The following is a 26,836-nucleotide window of genomic DNA, read 5'->3' as shown; positions in this document are numbered from 1 at the left end:
CGTTCCCTGTTGGCTGCAATGCTGGCGCCATGATATCGCTCGTTGCATCAATTTCATGTCAGCAGGTTTCGATGCGGGTCTTGGTTGTCCAGAACTTCGACAATGAGGGCCTTGGCCAGATCGGCGCGGCGCTTGTCGAGGCGGGTGCCGCTATCGACCTGCGCCGTCCCTACCGCGGCGACGCGCTGCCGCAAGATAGCGGCGGGCATGACGCCATGGTGGTGCTCGGCGGCGCGCAGAATGCGCTGGACGACGAGCTCTGTCCTTATTTTCCGGGCCTGCTCGACCTGACGCGCGACTTTGCCGAGAGGGATCGCGCGGTGCTTGGTATCTGCCTCGGCAGCCAGTTGGTCGCGCGCGCCTTTGGCGGCGAGAACCAGATCGGCGGCGCATCGGAGTTCGGCTGGCACGAAGTCGCGCTCACCGCGGCGGCGCAGGCCGATCCGGTGCTCGCTGCCTTGCCTGAAAAATTCCCGATCTTCGAATGGCACGACGACACCTTTGTCTTGCCCGAGACTGCCGTGCGGCTGGCCGGCAACGCCGTCGCCGAGAACCAGGCGTTCCGCATCGGCCGCGCCGTCTACGGCTTCCAGTTTCATTTCGAGGCCGACCGGCCGATGGTTCGCGACTGGAGCACGTCCTTCGCACCGCTGATCGCCGAACGCCATCCGGATTGGGCCGTCCGGCTCGACGACGAAATGGCCCGCAACGGACCGCAAGCCGATGCCGCCGGCCTGGCCATCGCCCGCGCCTGGGTGGCGACGATCTGACGGCCCATATAGTCAACGTATTTGGCGACGTTGCATATTTGGCACGCGGCGGCAAATCCGCCGGGGATAACGCGTTTCATCCTTGGCCTGTGTCTGTCCGCCAGCCTAAAAGGCGCGCGCTCTGCATCTTGCGTGCAACCGCGATGAACCTTTCCTGTGACCCGCGCGACACACCGCCGATACAGAACATGCCTAGAAGCGCGAAACCGTCCGACATTTGCGACGTATTTTGCGTTTCAACGCATTGGTAACCCGCTCGTGCATAGATGCAGGAAGCTCAACAAGAGATGACGTCCGTGAAAGCAGCCTTTTTGTCCTTTGTCATGTTGTCGGCTATCGTCTTGTGCGGCCTCGGCATTTATTCCGCCGACGCGGCCAACGACCACAATGCCGTTGACGGCTACGGCGTCACCGCCGCGCTTCGCTAGCCTCTCTGCTCATAATCCGACGCGTTTCCTACGCCCGCTCACCCGTCACTGTCAGGACATGCTTGTCCGCGCCGTCCACCACGAGCGCGGTGAGGTGTCCCGACTGCCAGGCGAGGGTGTCGACATTGACGCGGTTGCCGGTGATTTCGGCCTTGGGCACCGGCGTATGACCGTGCACCACGATCTTCGGATGAAGGCCGGTGTGATCGTGGAAGACCTCGCGGATCCAGATCAGGTCCTGCCGGCTCTGGCTTTCCAGCGCAACGCCGGGCCGGATGCCGGCATGGCAGAAGAAGAAGTCGCCGAACGTCACTGAGAAGGGCAGCGAGCGCAGGAACTCGACATGGTTCTGCGGCACCGCCTCGACCAGTGCGGCGTGCCCTTGCCGCACTGCCGCATCGGCGCGGCCAAACCAGGCGCTGCTCCCACCGAGCGAGACACCATACGATAGCGCAGTCTGGATGCCGCCATAGCGCATGAACAGCCCGTCCGGATCGGGGACATCGAGAAAATCGAGAAAGCCGAGATCATGATTTCCGGCGAGCATCAGGTGACGCGGATCGCGTCTTTGCGCGTCGATCAGGAAATCGATGACGCCCCTGGAGTCCGGGCCGCGATCGACATAGTCGCCGAGATGGATCACGCGCCAATCGGCCGACAGCCTTTGACCGAGCTCCGCCTCGATCCGCCGGTGCATGGCGGTCAGCAAATCGAGCCGGCCGTGCACATCGCCGATCGCATAGAGGCGCATGCCTTGCGGTCCGCGCGCCTCGTAGAAACTGATGCCGGGCTCCGTCAATGCCTGCGTCGCCTCCATCATCATGCCGTCACGGGACTTTAGCGCCGAAGCTGATCCTTGCCCATGTCGGTGACCAGACGCTTTCCGCACAGAGCCAGCGTTATGTCCATCTCCTTGCGGATGATTTCCAGCGCCTTGGTAACGCCTTCCTTGCCGAGTGCGCCGAGGCCGTACAGGAAAGGCCGGCCGATATAGGTGCCCTTGGCGCCGAGGCACAGTGCCTTGAGCACGTCTTGGCCGGAGCGGATGCCGCCGTCCATATGCACCTCGATCGTGTCGCCGACGGCGTCGGCGATCTCTTCCAGCGCCATGATCGACGACGAGGCGCCGTCGAGCTGGCGGCCGCCATGGTTGGAAACGATGATCGCGTCGGCGCCCGTTCTGGCCGCCATCAGCGCATCTTCCCTGTCGAGTATGCCTTTCAGGATCAGCTTGCCGCCCCAGCGCTCCTTGATCCAGGCGACGTCCTTCCACGACAGATGTGGATCGAACTGCTCCTTCGTCCACGACGACAGCGAGGCGAGGTCGCCGACGCCCTTGGCATGGCCGACGATGTTGCGGAAGCTCCGGCGCTTGGTCCCGGCCATGCCGACGCACCAGCGTGGCCTGGTCGCCATCTGCCAGATGTGCTTCGGCGTCATCCGCGGCGGTGCCGAAAGCCCGTTGCGGATATCCTTGTGGCGCTGACCGAGGATCTGCAGGTCGAGCGTCAGCACCAGCGCCGAACATTTCGCCGCTTTTGCGCGATCGATCAAATCGAAGACGAAGTCCTTGTCGCGTAGCACATAGAGCTGGAACCAGAACGGCTTCCTGGTCACCGACGCGACATCCTCGATCGAGCAGATGCTCATTGTCGACAGCGTGAACGGCACACCGAATTCTTCCGCCGCCTGGGCCGCCAGCATCTCGCCGTCCGGATGCTGCATGCCGGTCATGCCGGTCGGCGCCAGCGCCACGGGCATCGTCACCTTCTCGCCGATCATGGTCGATTCCAGCGAGCGGTTGTCCATGTCGACAAGCACGCGCTGGCGGAACTTGATCTTCTGGAAATCCTCTTCGTTGGCGCGGTAGGTGCTTTCGGTCCAGGCGCCGGAATCGGCATAGTCGAAGAACATCTTCGGCACGCGGCGGCGCGCCAGGTCCTTGAGGTCGGCGATGGTGAGAATGCTGCTCATGGATCTTTTTTCCGCTGGTTCTTCGCTGGTTCGTCGTTGAATTTTCTGGGCGGTGCCTACGGCTGTTTTCTTGCCGGCTCGCCGCCACCGGGCTCGGAGCGCTGCCTGAGCCTCAGCCGCGACACGCGCTGCCAGTCGCCGCTGCGCTCGGCCTCGGCCATCGATCGTTCGACGTAGGAGATGTGGTCCATCGCCGCCTGCCGCGCCGCAGCCGGATCGCCGCCCTTGACCGCGGTGTAGATCGCCCGGTGCTGCGAAAGCAGCGCCTCGCGCGCGCCCGGCACGTTGAACACCAGCCGCCGGTTCTGGAACACGCCTTCCGACAGCAGCCGATAACAGGAGCGCAGCGTGTGCAGCAGGATGATGTTGTGCGCGCATTCGCAAATCGCGTGATGGAACTCGACGTCGATTTCCGCCTCGTCGTCGAAATTGCCGGTCCGGTGCGCCTCGTCCATACGTGCCATGATGCGGTCGAGCAGCGCCAGATCGTCCGATGTGGCACGCCGCGCCGCATATTCGGCCGCCACCGCCTCGATCTCCCGGCGGTACTCCAGATAGTCGGTCACCGCCTTGCGATGCATCGAGATCAGGTCGGTCACCGGCTTGGTGAACAGCTGGCCGATGACATCGGCGACATGGGTGCCGCCGCCTGGCCGTGTCGTCAACAGCCCGCGCCCTTCCAAGGCTTTCAAGGCATCGCGCAGGATCGGCCGCGACACCTCGAACTGGCGCGCCAGTTCGCGCTCGCCCGGCAGCCGGTCGCCGGTGCGCAGGACGCCTTCGAGGATCAGGCTCTCGATCTGCTGCACCACCTCGTCGGCGGTGCGCGAATGCTCGATCCGGGAGAAAATGTCGCTCAAACGGGATGCCTGGGGGTTGAACCGATGTCGCGCAAGATAAAGCCGGCGTCGCCAACTGGTCAAATTATTTATCCAATTCGCCGGGGGCCGGGTCCGTTTCACAGCCGCGGCGCCATATCATCTTCAGCTAAATTGGGCGTTTGCGTCCCCTGACGATTGCCTCTAGAGGGACATCATTGCCAAAGGGCTCACAGAAGCCCGGGGGACCAGCCGTGCCAGACGCCGACCCTTCCAACCTCGAATTCCAGCTGCGCGCCAAAGCCGTGGGCGGCACCGTCATGGGCTTTCCGGCGCATGAAGGTCGGCCGGGCGCGCTCGGCGAGGTCCACGCCCGGCCGCAGCCGCTGGTCGAAAAGCCGCGCGTGCTGGTGCAGCTTTCCTTCATGACCGAAGCTGGATCCGGGATCGATCAGGCCGTGCTTTCCGAATTGTCGCGACGCCTCGGCATCGCCGCGCCCGACCCTCACGCCCGCCACCACGCGATGAAATGGGGCAAGGGCTCGCTGCGCTGGGAACGCCACACGGAATTCTCGACCTATCTCTGGGAAGGCCCGCTCGCCGAAAACGGCAGGGGGCAAGAAGACACACCCTTCGGCAACGGGTTTTCGCCGCCGGGCACGGTGATTTCCGGCATCAGGCTGGAGATCCGCAAATGGACGCCGGCGAACGAAAAACTGATCGCCGGCTTCGACCCGACCAGCCTGTGCTATTCGCTGGTCGAGCGCGGCAACGCGGCCATCGTCACCGATTTCCGTCAGGATGGCGACGGCTTGACCCGCATGCTGGTGCTCGACCGCGGCCTGACCCCGGCGCGCACCGGGGCACTGTCGCAGCGGCTGATCGACATCGAGACCTACCGCACGCTGGCCATGCTTGGGCTGCCGCTGGCCCTGACGCTGTCCGGTCGCGCCCGCCGCATCGAAGACAGGCTGGCCCAGACCACGTTGGAAATGAAGGTCGCCGAGACCCGCGACAGCCAGACGCTGCTTGCCGACTTGACCGAACTGGCCGCCGAGCTGGAGGCCGATGCCGCCTCCAGCCTCTACCGCTTCGGCGCCAGCCGCGCCTATGACGGCATCGTGCGCGAACGGCTGGAGGCGCTCGACGAAGAAGCGGTGCCCGGCTACGACACCTGGGGCGGTTTTCTGCAGCGCCGCGTGGCGCCGGCGATGCGTACCTGCCGTTCGGTCGAGGAGCGTCAGGCCAACCTGTCGACGAAGCTCACCCGTGCCACCACACTGCTGCGCACCTGGGTCGACGTCGAGGTCGAGAAGCAGAACCGCGATCTTTTGGCATCGATGAACAATCGCGCCCGCCTGCAATTGCGGCTGCAGCAGACGGTGGAGGGGCTCTCGGTCGCCGCGGTTTCCTACTATGTCGTCGGCCTCATCGGCTACGTCGCCAAGGGCGCCTCGATCTTCGGCCATGCCTTCGCGCCGGAAATGGTCACCGCCGCCTCGGTGCCGCTCGCGGTCGTGCTCGTCTGGTGGGGCGTGCGCCGCGTCCGCCGCATGCACTCCGAACCAGGCAAGCAGCCGGGCGAGTAGTGTGGGGCGCAGCGGCAGATTGCCGCTGCGGAAGGCTGTCTCGGCCATAGGCCTCTCATCCCGGCCAAAGCGGCATTTGCAAGCGACCACCGTCGCTGGTAAAAGATTTTTACCAGTCGATCGAAGGAGGCTGTCGATGTCCGGCCTTGCCATGCCGAAACCAGACGACGCCACGATGCGCCGGCGCGACGAGATCGTCGCCGATATGCGCATCATGGTGCCGGGCGAGGGCGTCGTCGACGCCGCCAATGCCATGCGCGCCTTCGAGAGCGACGGGCTCACCGCATACCGGCAATTGCCGCTCGTCGTTGTACTGCCGCAAACCGTGGCCCAGGTCTCGCGGGTGCTGAAATATTGCAGCGACCGCAACATCCGCGTCGTGCCGCGCGGCTCCGGCACCTCGCTCTCCGGCGGTGCGCTGCCGCTCGAAGACGCGGTGCTGCTGGTGATGAGCCGCTTCAACCGCATCCTCGAGATCGATTTTCAGAACCGCGTCGTCGTCGCCCAGCCCGGCGTCACCAATCTCGGCATCACCACCGCCGTCGAGCAGGAGGGCTTCTATTACGCCCCCGATCCATCCTCCCAGATCGCCTGCTCGATCGGCGGCAATGTCGCGGAAAATTCCGGCGGCGTGCACTGCCTGAAATACGGTCTCACCGCCAACAATGTGCTCGGCATCGAGATGGTGCTAATGAATGGCGAGGTGGTGCGCCTCGGCGGCAGCCATCTCGACGCGGAAGGCTACGACCTGCTCGGCGTCATGACCGGCTCCGAAGGACTGCTCGGCGTCGTAACCGAGGTCACCGTACGCATCCTGAAGAAGCCGGAGACGGCGCGTGCCCTGCTGATCGGTTTCCCGACCAGCGAGCAGGCCGGCCAATGCGTTGCCGACATCATCGGCGCCGGCATCATTCCGGGCGGCATGGAGATGATGGACCGTCCGGCCATCCACGCCGCCGAGGATTTCGTCCAGGCCGGCTATCCGCTCGATGTCGAGGCGCTGCTGATCGTCGAGCTGGACGGGCCGGGTGTCGAGGTCGACCATCTGATCGGCCTGGTCGAAGCCATTGCTTTTAGGAACGGCTCGACCACATGCCGCACGTCGCAGTCGGAACAGGAGCGGCTGAGCTTCTGGGCCGGCCGCAAGGCGGCGTTCCCGGCGGTCGGCCGCATCTCGCCCGACTACTACTGCATGGACGGCACCATCCCGCGCAAGGAACTGCCGCGCGTGCTCGCCGGCATGCGCGAACTGTCGCAGAAATACGGGCTCGGCGTCGCCAATGTCTTCCACGCCGGCGACGGCAATCTGCACCCGCTCATCCTCTATGACGCCAACGTGCCGGGCGAACTCGACAAGGCGGAGAGTTTCGGCGCTGACATATTGCGGCTCTGCGTCAAGGTCGGTGGCGTGCTGACCGGAGAGCACGGGGTCGGCATCGAGAAGCGCGACCTGATGCCGGAAATGTTCAACCAGATCGACCTCGACCAGCAGATGCGCGTCAAATGCGCCTTCGACCCCAACCATCTTTTGAATCCCGGCAAGGTCTTCCCGCAATTGAGGCGATGCGCCGAGCTCGGGCGGATGCACGTGCATCGCGGGAAAGTGGCGTTTCCGGACATTCCGAGGTTTTGAGCGCGTATGTTAGCGCTTGAACACCCCCCTCTGTCCTGCCGGACTTCTCCCCCTCAAGGGGGGAGATTGGCAGCTTCGGCGCCTCGCCCTCCCGTTAACACTGGAGATTGGCGAAGCCCGACGCAGCATCCGATCTCCCCCCTTGAGGGGGAGATGTCCGGCAAGACAGAGGGGGGCGCGAAGGAACACGACGTTCCCGCATTTGCAAATGCCGCGTCCGTCCCATGACCACCTTCACCCCGTCAACAGCCGCGGAAACCCTATCCACCGTCGCTTGGGCAGCCGCCGAAGACTCGCCGCTCGAAATCCTCGGCCACGGCTCCAAGCGCGGTATCGGCCGGCCGCAGCAGAGCGAGCATACGCTCGACCTTTCCAAACTCTCCGGCGTCATGCTTTACGAGCCGGCCGAACTGGTGCTGTCGGCAAAAGCCGGCACGCCGCTGGCCGAAATCGAAAGCCTGCTTGCCGAAAACGGCCAGCAACTTGCCTTCGAACCGATGGATTACGGCCCGCTGCTCGGCGGTGAGCCAGCGCGAGGCACGATCGGCGGCGCACTCGCCGCGAACCTTTCCGGCCCGCGCCGGCTGAAGGTGGGTGCTGCGCGCGACCATATCCTTGGCATAGCGGCCGTTTCCGGGCGCGGCGAGGCCTTCAAGTCCGGCGGCCGCGTCGTCAAGAACGTCACCGGCTATGATCTGTCCAAGCTGATGGCCAACAGCTGGGGCACGCTGGCGGTGCTCACCGACGTCACCTTCAAGGTGCTGCCTGCTGCCGAGACCGAAGTCACGCTTGCCATCCGCGGCCTGCTCGACGATCACGCCGCCGCCGCCATGGCGCTGGCGCTGGGTTCCAGCGCCGAAGTGTCGAGCGCTGCCCATCTTCCCGAACGGGTCGCAGCCAGGGTCGCCGGCGGCAGTCTCGGCAGCGATGCCGCGACGCTGCTGCGCATCGAGGGCTTCGGCCCGTCGGTCGCTTACCGCATTGCCGCGCTGAAAGACCTGCTGAAAAACGCTGGGCCGCTGCAGGAGATTTCCGGTTCGGTCTCGTACTCGGTCTGGCGCAATGTCCGCGACTGCGCGCCGTTCGCCGATGGCAGCGAAAGGCCGGTGTGGCGCGTCTCGATGGCGCCGTCGCGGGGCCACCAGATGGTGCTGGCGCTGCGCATGCAGGCCCCGGTCGATGCCTTCTATGATTGGCAGGGCGGGCTGATCTGGCTGCGCATGCAGCAGGACGATCCCGAGGCAGGCCTGTTGCGCAGCCTGATCAGAAAACACGGCGGCGGCCATGCGACGCTGGTGCGCGCAACCCCTTCGCACCGCGCCGCCGTACCGGTGTTCGAACCGCAAGCGCCGCAACTGGCAGCACTGTCGGCGCGGCTGAAGGCCGAATTCGACCCGAAGAATATCCTCAATCCCGGCCGTATGGCGCCGGGCGCAAGCTCTGCTACTCTCGCGCCGGCAACCGAGGGAGGAGCACAATGAGCGATCCAGGCCAAAACGGTACGTCACGCCAGACCGACCGCTGGCTGGAGCCCGGCCCGACCAACGCGCTGGTCATCTACATCCTCTATCTCGCCGGCCTGGCCATCGGCGTCAGCGGCATTGTCGGCATCGTCCTGGCCTATATCAATCGCGGCAAGGCCGGCGGCTTCGTCGAAGGCCACTACACATTCCTGATCCGCACCTTCTGGATCGGCCTGCTCTATGCACTGATCTCGGCGCTGCTGATGATCGTGGTCATCGGTGTCGTGCTGATGGTTGCCGTTGCCGTCTGGTTCATCGCCCGCTGCATTCTCGGCCTGCAGGCGCTGCAGCGCGGCGAGGCGGTCAAGAACCCGGAAAGCTGGTTTCTGGGATTATGAGCATGATCCCCAAAACTGGGTACCGGTTTTGGGAAAAGATCATGCTCAAACGGTAGGGATTCGTTTACGTGCAGACCAATTTCTCAGCTGCCCAGCTCGCCGATCCGCATGTCGCGGAATCGGAGAAGATCCTGCGCAAATGTGTGCATTGCGGCTTCTGCACCGCCACCTGCCCGACCTATGTGACGCTCGGCAACGAACTGGATTCGCCGCGCGGCCGGATTTATCTGATCAAGGACATGCTGGAAAACGGACGGCCGGCCGACAAGCAGATCGTCACCCATATCGACCGCTGCCTGTCCTGCCTCGCCTGCATGACCACCTGCCCGTCGGGCGTCAACTACATGCATCTGGTCGACCACGCCCGCGTCCATATCGAGCAAACCTACAAGCGTCCGCTGGCCGATCGCCTGACACGCGCCATGCTGGCCTTCGTGCTGCCCTACCCCTCGCGTTTCCGCGCGGCGCTCAAGCTGGCGAAGCTCGGCCAGCCATTCGCCGGCCTGTTTGAGAAAATCCAGGCATTGAAGCCTTTGGGCGCGATGTTGAAGCTGGCCCCGGCGTCGGTCCCGGCAGTCTCGCCGATGGCCTCGCCGGGCGTCCATGCCGGGCAGGGCGCGAAGAAAAATGGCCGTGTCGCCATCCTCACCGGCTGCGCGCAATCCGTGCTCGATCCCGGCATCAACGACACGACGATTTCGCTGCTGACCCGGCTTGGCGTTGAGGTCGTGGTGGCCGCGGGCGAGGGCTGCTGCGGCGCGCTGGTGCATCATATGGGGCGCGAGGACGCTGCCTTGGCGTCGGCCCGACGGAACGTCGACGCCTGGACGCGCGCCATCGAGCAGGGCGGACTCGACGCCATCGTCATCACCGCATCCGGGTGCGGCACCACCATCAAGGATTACGGCTTCATGCTGCGCCTCGATCCGGCCTATGCCGACAAGGCTGCGCGGGTCTCGGCGCTGGCCAGGGACATCACCGAATATCTGGCAAGCCTCGACCTGCCCGAGCCGGTCCGCAAGCCGGGCACCATCGTCGCCTATCACTCAGCCTGCTCGATGCAGCACGGCCAGAAGATCACCCGCCAGCCGAAGGAGCTTCTGGTCCGTGCCGGCTTCGTCGTGCGCGAGCCGCGCGAAGGGCATCTTTGCTGCGGTTCGGCCGGCACCTACAACATCCTGCAGCCCGAGATTTCGGCGACGTTGCGCGACCGCAAGCTCAGGAATATCGAGGCGACCGGTGCTGAAATCGTCGCCACCGGCAATATCGGCTGCATCACCCAGATCGCTTCCGCCGCCAAGCTGCCGGTGGTGCATACGATAAAGCTGCTGGACTGGGCCTATGGCGGCGAGCCGCCAAAATTGGTTTGATTGCTGCGCACCCGCCGATGAGACTGCCGAGATGCCCAACCCAAAGTCAGAAGAGATTGGAACCGTCGTTCGGCTGCTGTCGGACAGATCGCCGGCGACGTTCCAGGCCAGCTATGGCGAATGCCAGACAATCATCGCTCGTCATCTCAAGGATGGGTCCGAATTCCTGTTTGCGCTCATAAGGGCAGCGGTACAAGCCGACGTCCAGCAAGACAATCTGATTATCGACGCCGTTTCGTTTCTCGACGACGCGCATTTGGCTCGTCTGGCATTTTTCCTGCAAGAGGAAGTGAAACGCGGAATAGACGTGGAGGATCTGCTGGCTCACGTCGCCTTGCAGGCGCCGGAATTGTTTCCAGACAGTACCTTGGGCGACATTCCCGATTTCGCAGACTGGCTGACGCATGATGATCCTCGTTCGTCCCCGGCATGTCATCATTTCAGCTTTGAGGAAGGCGCTCCGAGCGACATGTCTTTTCCGACGCATCGCAATCATCCTACCTGGCATCTGCCGGCGACTGGCAGGCCACTTACGGTCGGCGGCGAAGGATCGGCAGTGTGCCCGACCTGTCGAGAGCGACTGATACATCTGATTACGCTGGACGATCTTGGGAATGAGCTGACGATGCCTCTTCCCAGACTCCGTATCGAGACCTGTGCGAATTCTCTCGAACCGACCTATTATTCCCACGACGCTGCCGGTGTGCCGACGCCGATCGCGCCTCTGCATTCGCCCTACATTGAGAGGCTTGCAAAGGCCGCCGAGAAAAGAACTGTTCGGTTGGCACCGACCCCTGAACGGTGGCTCAGGCAGTCGTACGGGATAAGCAATTCAAGGCAAAACCTGTTTCGGCTTGGTGGGCTGCCGTCATGGATTCAGGGACCGCAGTTTCCAGTCGTTCCCGGAACGGACCGGGAAATGAAATTTCTTCTTCAGTTCGATTCACTCGCCGGTTTCTTCTGGGGCAGCGGCGGCGTGCTCTACGTCTTCTGGGATGACGAGTCCCGGATCACCTGCCATGTGCCGCAATACACGTGACGAAGGCGCCTACTCCGCCGCCAGCCGGTCTGCCGTGCCGTAGGTTGCCTGATAGCGGGCACGCTGCCGGCTGAGGGCCACCATCGTGTTGCGCAGCAGGATCGCCACCGTGATCGGGCCGACGCCGCCCGGCACCGGCGTGATCCACGACGCGACATGCCTGACGCTCTCGGCATCGACGTCGCCGACGATGCGGCTCTCGCCGTCCGGCCCGATTTCCGAATTGATGCCGATATCGATGACGGCGGCGCCCGGCTTGACCATGTCGGCCTTGATCAGCCGCGGTTTGCCGACCGCGACGAACAGTGCGTCGGCGCGGCGTGCGTGTGCCGCCACCGAACGCGTCATGTGGTGACAGACGGTCACCGTCGCGCCTTCGCTCATCAAGAGGAACGCGATCGGCTTGCCGACGATCTCGGAATGGCCGACGACCACCACCTCGAGCCCCTTGAGGTCGAGGCCGGTTTCCCTGAGCAGTTCGACCGAAGCGGCGGCGGTGCAGGGCGCCAGGTCGAGCTGGTTGTAGACGATGTTGCCGATCGAGGCCGGATGCATGCCCTCGACATCCTTGAGCGGATGCACCGCCGCCTGCAGCGTCTTGATCGGAATGTGCACCGGCACCGGCCGCTGGATGATGATGCCGGTGACGCGCGGGTCGGCGTTAAGCCCGTGGATTGCCGCTTCCAGCTCGCCGGCGGTGATGTCGGCGCGAAAGCGCCTTTCCTCGAAGCCGATGCCGGCCAACCCGGCCTTGGCGCGCTGGTTGCGGACATAGACATCGACCGCGGCGGTATCGCCGACGGTGACCGACACCAGCTTGGGCGGAAAGCCTTCGGCGGTGGCGATCGCCGCGTCCTCGCGCACGCCGGCGATGATGCGTTGAGCAACCGGGCCGCCTCTGAGATAGCGGCTGTCGTCGGAAAGGGACATCGGGATGGGGCCTTTATCTGGATTTTAGCCGCCACATAGCAAAGCAACCGCGAAAAGGCAGCGCGAAAAGCGAACCGCCATGCCGGTCGCGCGACGTGCCGGCAAAATCTTCCCGTCAATTCCTGCTGGCGGAAACAAAAAGGGCAGCACGGCTTGCCGCGCTGCCCTTTCGTGACTGGCCGCATCCCCACACGGCCCGTCCCCCGTTATTCAATGCTCCCGAGGCTTCTGAGCAGAATCATCGATGAGGTCAACCGCAGATTACATGACTACAACCGTCGTGCCAACATTGACCCGCTCGTAAAGGTCGACCACGTCCTCGTTGCGCATGCGGATGCAGCCCGACGACACCGCGCCGCCGATCGTCCAGGGCTGATTGGTGCCGTGGATACGGTACTCAGTCGAGCCGAGATAGAGCGCGCGTGCGCCGAGCGGGTTTTCCATGCCGCCGGCGAGATAGGTCGGCAGATAACGGCCCTTGGCGGCTTCGCGGGCGATCATCACCGCCGGCGGCCGCCAATCCGGCCAGACGCGCTTGTTGGTGATCTTGTGGGTGCCGGACCATTCGAAGCCCGGCTTGCCGGTGCCGACGCCATAACGCCGCGCCTTACCGTTCTTCCCGACCAGATAGAGGAAATTCTCTCGCGTATCGATGACGATCGTGCCCGGCTTCTGCGGGCCGTCATAGGCGACTTCCTGCGGCAGATAGATCGGGTCGATCTGCGGCCGCATCACCATGCGCTTGGCCGGCGCCTGCACCGCTGCGGTGCGCAGCTGATCGGGTTCGGCCAGCCGCCGGTAGCGCCGTTGCGGCTGCGCCTCTTGCCGGCTCTGCCGCACGATGCCCGGGGCATGGCCGAGCTGCAGCACCCAGGGTGCCGAAAGATCCGGGCTGACCACCACCGGCGGCCTCTCCGCATAGCGGTCGTTGGCATTGGCGGCGCCGGCAGCAAGTACGGCCGCGGCGCCGAACAGTGGGAACAAGAATGTCTTCATCGCAACGCACCTTGATCGTCGAACATGCCGGGGTGCAAAGCCTCCCCGATTTCGCCGACATTGGGCGCGAAGCGGCAACCGAAACATGAATCGGAATGTGTAAAATGCCGATCTGTCAGTAAAGCTTTTGGTGTGGTTACCGCCCGGTTCAGGAATCTGGTAAAGCCGCGGTAAAGGCCGCGTCAAAACGCGTTAACGCCAAGACACGAACGGAATTCCGCCATGGATGAAAAGACAGGTCTGCTTGCCGGTCCCGACGGCATCGCCCGCTGCTTCTGGCACGGCAACCTGCCGGATTATCTGCACTACCACGACCACGAATGGGGCCGGCCGGTCGCCGACGACCGCCGCCTGTTCGAGAAGATCTGCCTCGAAGGTTTTCAGTCGGGCCTGTCCTGGCTGACCATATTGCGCAAGCGCGACAATTTCCGCGAGGCGTTTGCCGGCTTCGATGTCGACAAGATCGCCGCCTTCACCGACGCCGATGTCGATCGCCTGCTCGGCAATGCCGGCATCATCCGCCATCGCGGCAAGATCGTCTCGACCATCAACAACGCCAAGCGCGCCCGCGAACTCATCGACGAGGCCGGCTCGCTGGCCGCCTGGTTCTGGAAGTTCGAGCCCGGCCCGCACGAGCGGCCCGAGATCGTCGACCTCGCGCATTTGCGCGCCAATCCGACGACGGCCGTCTCGGTCCGCATTTCGAAAGAGCTGAAGAAGCGCGGCTGGAGCTTTGTCGGCCCGACCACCGTCTACGCCTTCATGCAGGCGATGGGGCTGGTCAACGACCATCTCGAGGGCTGCGTCTGCCGCGAGCCGGTCGAGGCGGAACGGAAAGCGTTCAAGCGGCCGAAATAGCGGCTCAGGCGCCGCCGGCGCCGGCCAGGAAAAACCCGGCAAGGATGGCCGCCAGCGCGGCGAACACCGGATAGATCACCAGCAGTCCGGTCATCAGCACGTCGCGCATGGTCGGTCCACTGCGCTGTTGCGCCGCGACCTCGAACGGTCCGGCGATTTGCTTCGTATTCGGGGCATAACCATCGGCCGGCCGCAGCCGGACCGAGGCGTCGCGTGCCCGGCTATCGATGATGTCGAACTTCTGTAGCGTGGCCATGGCCCCGAACCCCTTGTTTCGGCGCGCTTATCGGCCCGGATTGTGTCGGCACGATGCCGCGCGCATGGCACAATTGTTTCATTTGTGACGCGGTTTGTTTCGATCGCCCTGCCTGATGGCTTTGCGCTGCCCCTCATTGCCCTGCCGGGCATTTCTCCCCGTATAGTGACGGGGAGAAAGGACGCCTCCGCCGGTGGTTTCGCCAATCACAGCGTTGCACAAGTAGCGCCGAGGCTGCGACAACTCCCCTTCTCCCCGTCACTATACGGGGAGAAGGTGCCGGCAGGCGGATGAGGGGCGGCGCGACATTTGCGAACCAACTGGTCCCGCGACATCGCGGAAAAGCCGCAAACCCTTGCCTTCTCCGGGCTGCATCGGTAGGACACGCCGACCCGAAATAAGTCACCGTTTACATAGCAAAGTACCCATCCCATGGCCGACAAATCCGAAAAGATGAAAGCGCGGCTGCCGCGCGGCTTTGTCGACCGCGGCGCCGACGATCTGCGCACCGTCGAGAAGATGATGGCGACGATCCGCTCGGTCTTTGAGCTCTACGGTTTCGAGCCGGTCGACCAGCCGCTGATCGAATACACCGATGCGCTCGGCAAGTTCCTGCCCGACCAGGACCGGCCGAACGAGGGCGTGTTCTCGTTCCAGGACGACGACGATCAATGGCTGTCGCTGCGCTACGACCTGACCGCGCCGATGGCGCGCTTTGTCGCCGAGAATTTCGAGCGCCTGCCGAAACCCTATCGCAGCTATCGCTCCGGCTGGGTGTTCCGCAACGAGAAGCCCGGTCCCGGCCGCTTCCGCCAGTTCATGCAGTTCGACGCCGACACGGTAGGCACGCCGGGTGTCGCGGCCGATGCCGAGATGGCGATGATGATGGCCGACGTGATGGAGGCGCTCGGCATCAAGCGCGGCGACTACGTCGTCCGCGTCAACAATCGCAAGGTGCTCGACGGCGTGCTCGAGGCGATCGGCCTCGGCGGCGACGAGAACGCTGGCCGCCGGCTGCAGGTGCTGCGGGCGATCGACAAGCTGGACAAGCTGGGCGTCGAGGGCGTGCGCCTGCTTTTGGGCGCCGGGCGCAAGGACGAGAGCGGTGATTTTACCAAGGGCGCCGGGCTGGGTAACGCGCAAATCGATGTTGTGATCAGCTATTTCACGGTCATGGCGCAGCATGATCCCGAACAAATTGTCCAGACACTGGGATCTATCACCCCGGGGCTCAGCAATCTTGTCGAGGAAAGGAAACTCGAACATCTCGGCATAACGAATGCCTCGTTTGTCGAGGGTCTTGCAGAGCTGGAGCAGATAAGAACCATGGTCGCACAAAGCGGCTACGGTGAGGATCGCATTCGCATCGACCCATCCGTCGTCCGTGGCCTCGAATATTACACCGGCCCGGTCTACGAGGCCGAGCTGCTGGCCGAGATCCCCAACGAGGACGGCCAGATCGTGCGCTTCGGCTCGGTTGGCGGCGGCGGACGTTATGACGGCCTCGTCTCGCGCTTCCGTAGCGAGCCGGTGCCGGCGACCGGTTTTTCCATCGGCGTCTCGCGCCTTATGACGGCGCTGAAGAACCTCGGCAAGCTCGACACTTCCGATGTCATCGCGCCGGTCGTCGTGCTGACCATGGACAAGGATACGGAAAGCCTCGGCCGCTACCAGAAGATGGTGGCCGAGCTGCGCGCCGCCGGCATCCGCTCGGAAATGTATCTCGGCGGCGCCGGCATGAAGGCGCAGCTGAAATATGCCGACCGCCGCGGTAGCCCGGTCGCCGTCATCCAGGGCGGCGACGAGCGCGCCAAGGGCGAGGTGCAGATCAAGGACCTGATCGAAGGCGCGAAGATGTCGGCCGAGATCGCCGACAACGCCGAATGGCGCGCCGCGCGACCGGCGCAGGTGACCGTGGCGGAAGGCGATCTGGTCGCCGAGGTGAAGAAGATACTGGCGGCGCAGGCCGAGGAGCGGGCGCGTGGCAAGTAGGGCGCCGCTTCCTTCTCCCCTTGTGGGAGAAGGTGGCCGAGCGAAGCTCGGTCGGATGAGGGGTGTTCCAGGGAACGCCGACGCCTCATTTCTTCCGGCACCCCTCATCCGTCTTGGCGCTTCGCGCCAATCCACCTTCTCCCACAGGGGGAGAAGGGAAGGGCGCCTGCCGTGACCTCGCGCCCCGCCATCGCATCCGACATCACCAGCCTCTTCGCCGCGCGAAATACGCATGCGGTCGAAGTCGCGGTGCTGCAGCCGGCCGACCCGTTCCTCGACATGGCCGGCGAGGATTTGCGGCGCCGCATCTTTCTCACCGAGAGCGAGACCGGACAGACGCTTTGCCTGCGGCCGGAATTCACCATTCCGGTCTGCCTCGACCACATCGCCAGCCAGGCCGGCACGCCGCGCCGCTATTCCTATCTCGGCGAGGTGTTTCGCCAGCGCCGCGAGGGCGGCAACGAGTTCTTCCAGGCCGGCATCGAGGATCTCGGCGACCGCGACACGGCGGCCGCCGACGCCCGTTCGCTGGCCGATGCGCATGCGCTGCTGTCGCTGGTCCTGCCCGGCCGGGAACTGGCGGTGACGCTCGGCGACCAGACCATCTTCGAGGCGGTGCTGGCAGCACTTGGCCTGCCGCGCGGCTGGCGCATGCGGCTGGCCCGCGCCTTCGGCTCGGCGCCGATGCTTGAGGCCGCCCTTGCCGATCTGGCCAATCCACCGCGCAACAGCCAGCTTGCCGGCGCGGTCGCCGCGCTTGTCCTTGATGGCGATCTCGACGGTCTTTCGGCGCATGTCGCCGGCGGCATGGAAGAGGCTGGCCTGTCGGCAACGGCCGGGCGTTCGCCGTCCGAGATTGCGCGGCGCCTGATCGAGAAGGCCGAACTGCGCAGCGTGCGGCTGTCGAACGAGGCATTCGCGGCGCTAGAGAGTTTCCTGGCAATCGACGTGCCGCTCGACAGCGCCGCCGGAGCGCTCCAACGTTTTGCAGCCGATGCCGGGCTTTCACTGGGGGCTGCGCTGGAGAATTTCGCAGCCCGCGCCGCGGCCATCGAAAGCCTCGGCCTGCCGATGTCTGAAATCAGCTACGACGCCGCCTTCGGCCGGCCGCTCGATTACTACACCGGCCTGGTCTTCGAGATCGCGGCGCAGGATGGCGACCGGCCGCTCGCCGGTGGCGGCCGCTACGACCGGCTGCTGACGCTGCTCGGCGCCAAAACGCCGATCCCCGGCGTCGGTTTTTCCGTCTGGCTCGACCGCATCGAGGCGCTGCGGGAGACGGCGCCATGATCACGCTGGCGATCCCGTCGAAAGGCCGGCTCAAGGAGCAGGCGCTGGAGGTGCTGGCCAAGGCCGGGCTTGCCGTCAGCCTGCCCGGCGACGAGCGCAAATATCGCGCCCGCATCGACGGCCTTGACGGCGTCGAGATAGCATTCCTGTCTGCCTCGGAGATATCAGGCGAAATCGGCCAGGGGTCGGTCGATCTCGGCATCACCGGCGAGGACCTTTTGCGCGAAAACCTCGCCGATTGCGAGACGCGCGCCGAAATCATCGCCCGCCTCGGTTTCGGCAATGCCGATGTCGTCGTCGCCGTGCCCGACATCTGGCTCGATGTCGACACCATGGCCGACCTCGACGACGTCGCCGCCGATTTCCGCCAGCGCCACGGCCGCCGGCTCAGGATCGCCACCAAATACTGGCGCCTGACCCAGCAGTTCTTTTCGCAAAAGCACGGCATCCAGGTCTACCGCATTGTCGAAAGCCTTGGCGCCACCGAAGGCGCGCCGGCGGCCGGATTGGCCGATATCGTCGTCGACATCACCACGTCAGGCGCGACGCTGCGCGCCAACCATCTCAAGGTGCTGGCCGACGGCGTCATCCTGCGCTCGCAGGCCTGCCTCGTGGCGTCGAGGAAGATGCGTTCGGCGACGGACGAGGCCGTGTTGCGCGATATTGCGGGCAGGATGGCATCGGTGAACGCAGGCTGACGACCAGCCGATCTCCCCCCTTGAGGGGGAGATGTCGCCGAAGGCGACAGAGGGGGTCGGTACGTCTTGACGCGACTCTCCTAACCGACAGAACAGGCTGGAGCTCCGCGCGCGGCGACCCCCTCTGGCCTGCCGGCCATCTCCCCCTCAAGGAGGGAGATTGGCAGCTTGGCCGCAGTGCCAACCTGACGCGATTTTCTTGACGTACAGCAATTTTGTTCTTGCTTTGTGCCGGCAGCTATGCTACTAATCTCGCTATGGTGTCAATTGGCCCCGAAGACCCGCCCGCCGAGGCGGGTTTTTTATTTTCGGCCCTTACAGGCGAGTTCCCACCCAGCCCCACCATGGACGGGATTTCCACCACCCTGCCGGGCTGATAGGCTCGGCCTGTCTGCGGAGGACACGGCGATGCCGATCAATCTCGACGAGTTGAAGAATGCAACCAACCTGCGCTCCAAGCGCGATGGCGGTTCGTTCATTGCGCCGGTCGACGGCACGGCGCATGTCTCGGGCGAGCGCAGCGTGCCGCTGCTCAACCTGACCATCCCGGCGCTGTTTGCCGATACGGTCGGCAAATATGGCACGCTCGATGCCGCCGTCTTCGTCGAGCAGCATAAGCGCTTTACCTGGGACGAACTGTCCGACACGGTCGATGCGCTCGCCGCCGGCTTCCTGGCGCTCGGCCTCGAGAAAGGCGACCGCGTCGGCATCTGGTCGCCGAACCGCTGGGAATGGCTGGTGACGCAATTCGCCACCGCCCGCATCGGCCTGGTCCTGGTCAACATCAACCCGGCCTACCGGCTGGTCGAGCTGGAATATGCCTTGAACAAGGTCGCTTGCCGAGCGCTCGTCACCGCCGCCACATTCAAGAGTTCCGACTATCTCGGCATGATCGAAACGCTGGCGCCGGAGATCGCCAAGGCCACCCCCGGCAAGCTCGACGCCAACAGACTGCCGGCGCTGAAGACCGTCATCCGCATGGACGAGGACAATTCGCCGGGCATGTTCAATTTCGCCGACGTGCTGGCGATGGCCGGCCGCGACGAGCATGACCGGCTCGACCGGATTTCAGCGGGGCTGAAACCGGACGACGCCATCAATATCCAGTTCACCAGCGGCACGACCGGCGCGCCCAAGGGCGCGACGCTGACCCACAACAACATCGTCAACAACGGCAATTTCGTCACCGCGGCAATCCGGCTCACCGTCGACGACCTGCTGTGCATCCCGGTGCCGCTCTATCATTGCTTCGGCATGTCGATGGGCACGATGGGCTGCGTCACCAAGGGCGCGACCATGGTTTTCCCCAGCGAGGGGTTCGATGCCGGCGCCACGCTGAGGGCGGTGGCAACGGAACGCTGCACCGCGCTCTACGGCGTGCCGACCATGTTCGTCGGCCTGCTCGACCATCCGGAGTTCGCCTCCTTCGATCTCACCAGCCTGCGCACCGGCATCATGGCCGGCTCGCCATGCCCGATCGAGGTGATGAAGAAGGTGGTGTCGCTGATGCATATGGCTGAGGTGACCATCGCCTACGGCATGACCGAGACCAGCCCGGTGTCGTTCCAGAGCAGCGTCGACGATCCCCTGGAAAAGCGCGTCTCGACCGTCGGCCGCGTCCATCCGCATGTCGAGGTCAAGGCCATCGACGCCGAAGGCGCCACCGTCGCGGTCGGCGCGCCGGGCGAGCTGTGCACGCGCGGCTATTCCGTGATGAAGGGCTATTGGGACGACGAGCAGAAGACCCGCGAGGCCATCGACGCCGACGGCTGGATGCACACCGGCGACCTCGCCACCATCGATGCCGAGGGCTATTGCAACATCGTCGGCCGGGTCAAGGACATGGTCATCCGCGGCGGCGAGAACGTCTATCCACGCGAGGTCGAGGAGTTTCTCTATCGCCACCCGAAGGTCAAGGAGGTGCAGGTGTTCGGCATTCCCGACCCGAAATACGGCGAGGAGCTGTGCGCCTGGATCGTGCTGAAGCCCGGCCAGATCACCACCGAGCAGGAGATCAAGGCCTTCTGCGCCGGCCAGATCGCCCATTTCAAGATACCGCGCTACATCCGCTTCCGCACCGAATTGCCGATGACGGTGACCGGCAAGCCGCAGAAATTCCTGATGCGCCAGGCGATGGTCGACGAACTGGGACTGGTGACGCAGAAGACGGCTTGAGGGCGCGCTTCGGGCTTTCGCAGGGTTCGCAGACGAGGCTTGCCCAGAAGAGGCTTGCAAAAGGGGCTTGCGGAAGGGGCTTGGAATGAGTGGTTTCGCAAGATCGGCGGTTTCCTACGGCATGCCGTTGGCCGCGCTGGCGATGGCTGTCGCGGTCAGGGCCAGCGGGGTGTCGGTCGACGAAGGGTCGCTGGGCACCAGGATATTTATCGGCGCGCTGTCGAGCGCGATCATGTTCACCACCATTTTCGTGGTGCTCGACCACGCCGAGGCGGTGGCCCGGCGGGTGGGCGAGCCGTACGGCACGTTGGTGCTGACCATCGCCGTGACGGCAATCGAAGTGTCGATCATCGTTTCCATCATGCTGCACGGCGCCAACAACCCGACGCTTGCACGCGAATCCGTGTTCTCGACGGTGATGATCACGTCCACCGGCGTCGTCGGCATGTGCCTGACGTTTGGCGGCTGGCGCCATCGCAAGCAGGCAATCGTCCGCCAAGGAACCAGCGCCTATCTGGCGGTACTGGTCGCGCTGAGCGTCATGACGCTCATTCTGCCGACCTACACGCGAACCACCGATCCCGGCACGTTCTCGGCGGCGCAACTCGGCTTCGTCAGCGTGCTTTCGGTGCTGCTTTATGCCGGTTTTCTGTTCGCGCAGACTGTCCGCCACCGCGACGATTTCATCGACGGGCAAGCACATGGCGCCGCGGTGCGAGCCGACGCTCACGAAAGCGTCGCCGCCGGCGCCGTTCTCCTGCTGATCGGGCTGATCGGCATCGTCATGCTCGCCGAACAGGTCGCCGCCAGCGTCGAGGACGCGCTCGTCGCCTACCAGGTGCCGCAGGCCGATGCCATTGTCGGCGCAATGATCGCCGCGCTGGTCTTGATGCCGGAGGCCATTTCGGCGGTTCGTGCCGCGCTCAGCAACGAGCTGCAGCGCGGCCTGAACGTCGCCATGGGCTCGGCCTGCGCGACGATCGGTTTGACAATACCCGGCATAGCCGCCGCCAGCCTGCTGACCGGAAGAGGCCTGACCCTGGGCCTGCCGGCGACCGACACGGTGCTTTTGGTCCTGGCGCTTTTCATCTGCAATGTGAGCTTCGGCACGGAGAGGACGACGTTCCTGACCGGCTTGGTGCACCTCGTGGTATTTTTTACCTGGGTGTTTTTGATATTTGTGCCGTGAGGGTTGGGGGGCGAGCAAGGGGGCAGGCAGATTCTGACGACTGTTTCTCGGCCGAGCAGCCACACGTTTTCCGCACCGAGTTCCGAAGTAGGCAAGCCGCACAAGTTCGGCAAAGACGGCGTGAGGGGTGGGCGCCAATTTTTCTCCTTTGCGCCATGGGCGGACGCTTAGCACCAAGGCCTTGAACGTCTCGATAGGGGCCGCGAGCGGATTGGCAGCTTCTGGCTTCGCAACGAAGATTGCAGACATTCAACCCGCTGGATGGAGGTCGTGAACTGACCCAAGGCGACATTCCTCAGACTGTCCGTTTCCACCGAAGCGGGGCGATGCGGCCGATCAAGCGCCCTTTCGGGTTCGAAAGCTGTTAGGGTAGGATGATAAACGATGTGCCGCAGGAGCGGGGATGCCCGTCGATCGCGTTCAGCGGAAAGTAGCTGCCATCCTCGCTGCCGACGTGGTGGGGTTCAGCCGACTTGTCGGCAAAGATGAAGAGACGACCCTTGCTACCCTGAAGGTCCATCGACAAGCGATCGACAAGCTAATTGCCGGCTACGATGGACGCATCTTCGGAAGCGCAGGCGACAGCGTCATCGCAGAATTCGCCAGCGCGATAGGTGCGGTTCGGTGCGCTATCGACATCCAGTTGGCGATCGATCGGCTCAACGCCGACTTGCCTGGGCCAGGGCGCATGCGATTCCGGATTGGAGTCAACCTCGGCGACGTGGTGGTTGATGGCGACAATCTCATGGGTGACGGTGTGAATGTCGCCGCCCGCCTTGAGGGGCTGGCGCTTCCGGGCGGCATCTGCGTCTCTGACGCTATCCAGATGCAAGTTCGCGACCGTCTTGCAGCAGATTTCGTTGACCTGGGTGAGCAGCGCCTAAAGAACATTGCGCGGCCGGTTCGGGCTTTTCGCGTGCCCGTCACGTCTGAGGAACCAACTAGCTCGCCGTTTCGCGGCCTCGACAGTTTCGATTTCGAGCACGCCGATCTCTTCTTCGGGCGGAGCCGTGCGATCGCTATCTGCACTGAGCGACTGGAGCAGCTCGCGGTCGCGGGCAAGTGCTTCCTGCTCATCTACGGGATGAGCGGCTCCGGCAAGTCCTCGCTCGTGCGCGCCGGGCTGATTCCGGCCGTCACGCAACGTGGCGCGGTGCCGGGCATCTTGCTCTGGCGGCGTTGCGTCATGCGTCCGTCCGAGGGACCTGACGCGATCACGTCTCTGTCAGCGGCGTTGCTCCGCGCCGAAGCCTTGCCCGAACTTGCCGAAAACGGGACGGCGACCGAGTTGGCGGCGACGTTTCGGAACAATCCCGATCGGGCGCTGGCTTTTGTCCGCTCGGCGCTCGCCTCGACCCCCTCCAGTGGCGGCCCGGGTAAGGCGCGTCTGGTCCTAGCCGTCGATCAGATGGAGGAACTCTTCACAACCGAAACGGAACCAGCCTCGCGCGCTTTGTTCGTGCGATTGCTTTCAGCGTTCGCCACTAGCGGACTTGTATGGGTGATCGCGACGATTCGCGGCGACTTCTTCCATCGGTGCGGCGAGGTCCCGGGTTTCTCGGCATTGAAGGATGGCCTGAGCAGCTACGAACTCTTGCCTCCGACCGGGGCCGAGATTTCGAAGATCATCCGTGAACCCGCAAGCGCGGCGGGCCTGCGCTTTGAGGAAACGAAAGACCGCGGCCGACTGGAGGACGTGCTTCAGGAGGCGACAGCGGCCGACCCCGGTTCCCTACCACTGCTCGAGTTCGTGCTCGAAGCACTTTACCAAGCCGGCCGAGCAGAACGCCTGCTTACCTTCGCAGCCTATCGTGCGCTTGGAGGCCTCGAGGGCGCGATCGCGCGCCGGGCCGACGAAGTGGTCGAGGCGTTGTCGCCCACGGTTCAGGATGCGCTGCCAACCGTCCTTCGCGCGCTGACGACGGTTCGTCTCGGCGACAATTCAGTCGCCGCGGCCCCGGCGGTCCGCGACAACATGGCGCGAACGCCCGCACAAGCTGCACTTCTCGACGCGTTGATCGCGGCTCGGCTTCTCGTTTCCGACGAGAACCTTGAAGGGCAGGCAGTCGTCCGCGTCGCCCACGAGGCGCTTTTGAGCCGTTGGCCCCGCGCGCGCGACATCGTCAACGCTGATCGAAGTTTTCTGGAGACGCGTGCCCGGCTGCGAACCGATGCCGGCCGCTGGCATGCCGACAACAGGAATCCCGACCTGCTTCTGCCCGCCGGCATACGACTTGCCGAGGGCGAGGAATTGCTAGTGTCGCGGCGAGAGGACGTCGACGATCAAGTAGCTCAGTATGTAGAAGCATCATTGTTCGCTCAGATGGCGGTCGCGGAAAGGGAGCGACAGGCCGATCGTGCGCGCATAGAGGCCGAAGAGGCGACCAAACGGGAGCGCCTTGAGCGCGAAGCGGAACGCCGCAGCCTGGTGGCGGAAGCGGCGACACGGCTTGCGCGCCGCACGCGTTACGCCGCTATTGTCGCCTTTGCATTGGCGGTCGTGGCAGGCGCCGGCGCGATCGCCGGATTCTGGGGACAACACGAGGCCAGCCTTCAGGCAGAGCGCGCCGACGAGAATGCCCAGGAGGCAATAGCGGCGAGAGACCTCGCGCTGCGCAACCAGTCACGGTCGCTCTCGTCGATCTCGCTGCAACTGTCGTCCGCCGGGGACAGCGAGCTTGCCATCCTTCTGGCGCTGGAGGCCCTTCCCAAGAAGGGAGAAACGACCGAACGGCCCTATGTGACCGAGGCCGAAGCCGCCCTGTTCAGAGCTCTGTCCGGGTATCAGGAACTCGCCGTCCTTCGCCATGAAGATGCCGTCACCCACGGCGCTTTCAGTCCGGAAGGAGACCGCGTCGTTACATCTTCCTTCGATCAGACCGCGCGAGTTTGGAACACCGCCGACGGAAAGGCGCTTGCCATCCTCAAGGGCCATAAAGGCGTGCTAAAGTTGGCAGTGTTCAGCCCGGCCGGAAGACAAGTCCTCACTGGCTCGGTCGACGGCACTGCAAGGGTCTGGGATGCGGCGACCGGCAAGCAGCTCTACGTCCTCAATCAGACCGGTGACGTCCACGCCGCGATTTTCAGCCGCGACGGAACGCGGATCTTTACTGCTTCGGAGTTTGCCGCGCCGACGATCTGGAACGCTCGGGACGGCACCGAGATTGCCAGATTGCCGGGAGCCAGTTGGCAATCTACCGTTCTTGCGGTGAGTCCCGACGGTCAAATGCTTGCTTCCGTCCAGTTCCACGGAGACGTTCAAATTTGGAATGCGAACGACGGCACTCCGATCGGCACGATTCCGGTTCGCGGAGACAATGTTACTGGCATCGAGTTTAGTCCGAACGGGACCCAACTCCTGACCGTCGCCTGGACTGGCACGTCTCGTCTTTGGAGTCTGGCGGATCTGTCGGGACTTGCCGCTCTCCCCGGATCACCGAGTGCTGGCCATCAAGGGACCTTCAGTCACGATGGCCGCCTTGTGGCAGTCGTTGCCATCGACGGATCCGCCCGTCTTTGGAATACAAGGACAGGTGAGTTGATCCGCATATTCGGCCAAGAAACCAGGGCAAGCGCGCTCAATGCCGGAATCTCCTATCAATATCTCGACGTCAACGGCGCGTTCAGCCCTGACGGCGAACTTTTCGCCACCGCGTCGGTGAACGGCGTTTCCCGTATCTGGGACGTCAAGAGCGGCTCGCAGGTCTCGATCCTCCACGGGCATAGTGCGCTGATCGAGGAGGTCGCCTTCAGCCCCGATGGCCGTCGCCTTCTCACGGTGTCGCACGACGGAACCGCGCGCATCTGGGACGTCGACGGTGTGCTAACGACCACGTTGCGTCACGAAACCGCGCGCAGGTTCGCAGTATTCAGTGCTGACGGGGCGCGCGTCGTGACGGGAAGCGGTGTCGTGGGGCATGTCTGGGATGTTGCAAGTGGCAATTTGGTTGCGACGCTCGCGCCCGGCACGGAAGGCTTGCTTAAGCTTGCGGTATTCAGCCCTGATGGGCATTGTCTTGCCACGACGTCCAACGACGGCGTGGTTCGGCTGTGGGAGGCCAAAGGCGGTCGCGAAGCGGCAGCGCTGGAAGGTCATGATCCCAAGGTCGTCCAGGTCCAATTCAGTTCCGATGGCTCGTTCCTGGCATCCGCTTCGGTCGATGGAACTGTGCGGCTCTGGGACGCCTCGACCGGCGCTGCCAAGACAGTATTTCAAACCACAGCGGATTTGCAGGATGCCTTGTTCAGCCCGGATGGCAAGCTGGTCCTTGCGACGTTGAACGACAATACAGCGCGGCTTTGGAAGATGGACGGCACTGAGATCACAGGTGTTCCAGGACACGAGAACCGCATCAGCGCAGCGGCTTTCAGTCCCGACAGCCGATTGGTCGCCATTGGTTCTTCTGACGGAACGACGCAAATCTGGTCAGTCGCGGAAGGGGAAGCTGCCGCCACGTTGGAGGGACACGGCGGGCCGGTGACAAATGTTGCCTTCAGCAACGATGGCAGGTCGCTGGCAACTGCCTCACGAGATGGAACCGTTCGCATCTGGAGCGTCAAGGACGGGAAGGAAAGGTCTGTCCTCACGGGGGGCAGTGCCAGCATCGACAACGTCGCATTGAGTCCCAACGGACAATATGCGGTGACGTCGTCCTACCGTGAGCGGTCTGTCAGGCTGTGGTCTGCCGACACGGGTCAGCAACTCGCGCTCCTTGTTGGCCAGCATGACACCAGCACGATCGTCCCGGCGGTCACGCGGGCCGCATTCAATTCGGATGGCACACAGGTCGCAGCTGTCTCAGGCGGAGATAGCGTGCAGTTGATCCGCGTCTTCACGTCGCCAGAGGACCTCATCGCCTATGCTCAAGACGTCGTGCACCGAAAACTCACTTCTTGCGAGCGTAGGCGCTTCTTCCTGCCCGTGGCAGATGATGCCGAGGACTGCCCTAGCTAAGCTGGCGTTGCAGCAG

General features: G+C 64.1%; 21 protein-coding genes. 15 read left to right on the top strand and 6 right to left on the bottom strand.

Annotated features, from left to right (window positions below; all coding sequences use genetic code 11):
- Nucleotides 1-71 precede the first annotated feature (71 nt).
- Together NKH04_RS09175 and NKH04_RS09170 are read left to right on the top strand one after the other, a co-directional pair.
- Entirely contained in the window at nucleotides 72-770 is a 699-nt protein-coding gene (locus NKH04_RS09175) for a type 1 glutamine amidotransferase (RefSeq protein ID WP_352472693.1), read from the top strand.
- A 287-nt stretch (nucleotides 771-1,057) separates the two neighbouring features.
- The gene (locus tag NKH04_RS09170) at nucleotides 1,058-1,198 is read left to right on the top strand and encodes a hypothetical protein (protein ID WP_292664785.1); all 141 of its coding nucleotides are present in this window, start codon (nucleotides 1,058-1,060) and stop codon (nucleotides 1,196-1,198) included.
- A gap of 28 nt (nucleotides 1,199-1,226) precedes the next feature.
- Here the strand turns inward: NKH04_RS09170 and NKH04_RS09165 are convergent, their stop codons facing one another.
- From NKH04_RS09165 to NKH04_RS09155, 3 genes are read right to left on the bottom strand one after another with little or no spacing between them, the layout of a single operon-like run.
- Complete coding sequence (locus NKH04_RS09165; protein WP_353044254.1) at nucleotides 1,227-1,997, bottom strand: metallophosphoesterase; 771 nt, start codon at nucleotides 1,995-1,997, stop codon at nucleotides 1,227-1,229.
- A gap of 38 nt (nucleotides 1,998-2,035) precedes the next feature.
- A complete protein-coding gene (locus NKH04_RS09160) occupies nucleotides 2,036-3,172 on the bottom strand; it encodes an alpha-hydroxy acid oxidase (protein WP_352773966.1) in 1,137 nt (378 codons plus the stop codon).
- Between the two features lie 56 nt (nucleotides 3,173-3,228).
- The gene (locus NKH04_RS09155; RefSeq protein WP_352541779.1) at nucleotides 3,229-4,032 is read right to left on the bottom strand and encodes a FadR/GntR family transcriptional regulator; all 804 of its coding nucleotides are present in this window, start codon (nucleotides 4,030-4,032) and stop codon (nucleotides 3,229-3,231) included.
- Between the two features lie 212 nt (nucleotides 4,033-4,244).
- Between NKH04_RS09155 and NKH04_RS09150 the strand changes: the two genes are divergently transcribed.
- From NKH04_RS09150 to NKH04_RS09125, 6 genes are all read left to right on the top strand, one after another.
- Complete coding sequence (locus tag NKH04_RS09150; protein ID WP_352472690.1) at nucleotides 4,245-5,579, top strand: DUF3422 family protein; 1,335 nt, start codon at nucleotides 4,245-4,247, stop codon at nucleotides 5,577-5,579.
- Nucleotides 5,580-5,715: 136 nt separating this feature from the next.
- Nucleotides 5,716-7,212, top strand: a complete 1,497-nt coding sequence (locus tag NKH04_RS09145) for an FAD-linked oxidase C-terminal domain-containing protein (RefSeq protein ID WP_352472689.1) — start codon at nucleotides 5,716-5,718, stop codon at nucleotides 7,210-7,212.
- A 224-nt stretch (nucleotides 7,213-7,436) separates the two neighbouring features.
- Complete coding sequence (locus NKH04_RS09140; protein ID WP_352472688.1) at nucleotides 7,437-8,693, top strand: FAD-binding protein; 1,257 nt, start codon at nucleotides 7,437-7,439, stop codon at nucleotides 8,691-8,693.
- Nucleotides 8,690-9,073 (top strand): DUF4870 family protein, encoded by a 384-nt coding sequence (locus NKH04_RS09135; RefSeq protein ID WP_352472687.1) that lies wholly within the window; start codon nucleotides 8,690-8,692, stop codon nucleotides 9,071-9,073. Before NKH04_RS09140 ends, NKH04_RS09135 begins: the two co-directional genes overlap by 4 nt.
- Before the next feature lie 68 nt (nucleotides 9,074-9,141).
- Entirely contained in the window at nucleotides 9,142-10,443 is a 1,302-nt protein-coding gene (gene glcF, locus NKH04_RS09130; protein ID WP_352472686.1) for a glycolate oxidase subunit GlcF, read from the top strand.
- Entirely contained in the window at nucleotides 10,415-11,482 is a 1,068-nt protein-coding gene (locus tag NKH04_RS09125) for a hypothetical protein (RefSeq protein WP_352618475.1), read from the top strand. Before glcF ends, NKH04_RS09125 begins: the two co-directional genes overlap by 29 nt.
- Nucleotides 11,483-11,491: 9 nt before the next feature.
- Here NKH04_RS09125 and NKH04_RS09120 read toward each other — a convergent pair whose 3' ends face one another.
- Together NKH04_RS09120 and NKH04_RS09115 are read right to left on the bottom strand one after the other, a co-directional pair.
- Nucleotides 11,492-12,412, bottom strand: coding sequence for a bifunctional 5,10-methylenetetrahydrofolate dehydrogenase/5,10-methenyltetrahydrofolate cyclohydrolase (locus NKH04_RS09120; RefSeq protein WP_352618472.1), 921 nt, complete (start codon nucleotides 12,410-12,412; stop codon nucleotides 11,492-11,494).
- Between the two features lie 261 nt (nucleotides 12,413-12,673).
- Nucleotides 12,674-13,408 carry a L,D-transpeptidase gene (locus NKH04_RS09115; protein ID WP_352472683.1) on the bottom strand — a complete coding sequence of 245 codons (735 nt, stop codon included), beginning with the start codon at nucleotides 13,406-13,408 and terminating at the stop codon, nucleotides 12,674-12,676.
- 222 nt (nucleotides 13,409-13,630) lie between these two features.
- Between NKH04_RS09115 and NKH04_RS09110 the strand changes: the two genes are divergently transcribed.
- Entirely contained in the window at nucleotides 13,631-14,266 is a 636-nt protein-coding gene (locus tag NKH04_RS09110; protein ID WP_352472682.1) for a DNA-3-methyladenine glycosylase I, read from the top strand.
- A 4-nt stretch (nucleotides 14,267-14,270) separates the two neighbouring features.
- Here NKH04_RS09110 and NKH04_RS09105 read toward each other — a convergent pair whose 3' ends face one another.
- Entirely contained in the window at nucleotides 14,271-14,522 is a 252-nt protein-coding gene (locus NKH04_RS09105; protein ID WP_352472681.1) for a hypothetical protein, read from the bottom strand.
- A gap of 432 nt (nucleotides 14,523-14,954) precedes the next feature.
- On the opposite strand from NKH04_RS09105, the gene hisS reads away from it, so the two are divergent.
- From hisS to NKH04_RS09075, 6 genes are all read left to right on the top strand, one after another.
- Entirely contained in the window at nucleotides 14,955-16,514 is a 1,560-nt protein-coding gene (gene hisS, locus NKH04_RS09100; protein WP_352472680.1) for a histidine--tRNA ligase, read from the top strand.
- A gap of 171 nt (nucleotides 16,515-16,685) precedes the next feature.
- Nucleotides 16,686-17,804, top strand: a complete 1,119-nt coding sequence (locus tag NKH04_RS09095; RefSeq protein ID WP_352472679.1) for an ATP phosphoribosyltransferase regulatory subunit — start codon at nucleotides 16,686-16,688, stop codon at nucleotides 17,802-17,804.
- Nucleotides 17,801-18,502, top strand: coding sequence for an ATP phosphoribosyltransferase (gene hisG / locus NKH04_RS09090; protein WP_352618466.1), 702 nt, complete (start codon nucleotides 17,801-17,803; stop codon nucleotides 18,500-18,502). Before NKH04_RS09095 ends, hisG begins: the two co-directional genes overlap by 4 nt.
- 408 nt (nucleotides 18,503-18,910) lie before the next feature.
- Nucleotides 18,911-20,677: an AMP-binding protein gene (locus NKH04_RS09085; RefSeq protein WP_352775827.1), complete on the top strand. Its 1,767-nt coding sequence runs from the start codon at nucleotides 18,911-18,913 to the stop codon at nucleotides 20,675-20,677.
- Nucleotides 20,678-20,762: 85 nt separating this feature from the next.
- Entirely contained in the window at nucleotides 20,763-21,866 is a 1,104-nt protein-coding gene (locus tag NKH04_RS09080; RefSeq protein ID WP_352472676.1) for a calcium:cation antiporter, read from the top strand.
- 403 nt (nucleotides 21,867-22,269) lie between these two features.
- Complete coding sequence (locus NKH04_RS09075) at nucleotides 22,270-26,820, top strand: nSTAND1 domain-containing NTPase (protein ID WP_353044244.1); 4,551 nt, start codon at nucleotides 22,270-22,272, stop codon at nucleotides 26,818-26,820.
- Nucleotides 26,821-26,836 lie beyond the last annotated feature (16 nt).

Origin of the sequence: Mesorhizobium sp. M1365 (assembly GCF_040317865.1) — a bacterium.
GTDB lineage: Bacteria > Pseudomonadota > Alphaproteobacteria > Rhizobiales > Rhizobiaceae > Mesorhizobium.
This window is presented reverse-complemented; position numbering and strand designations above follow the sequence as displayed.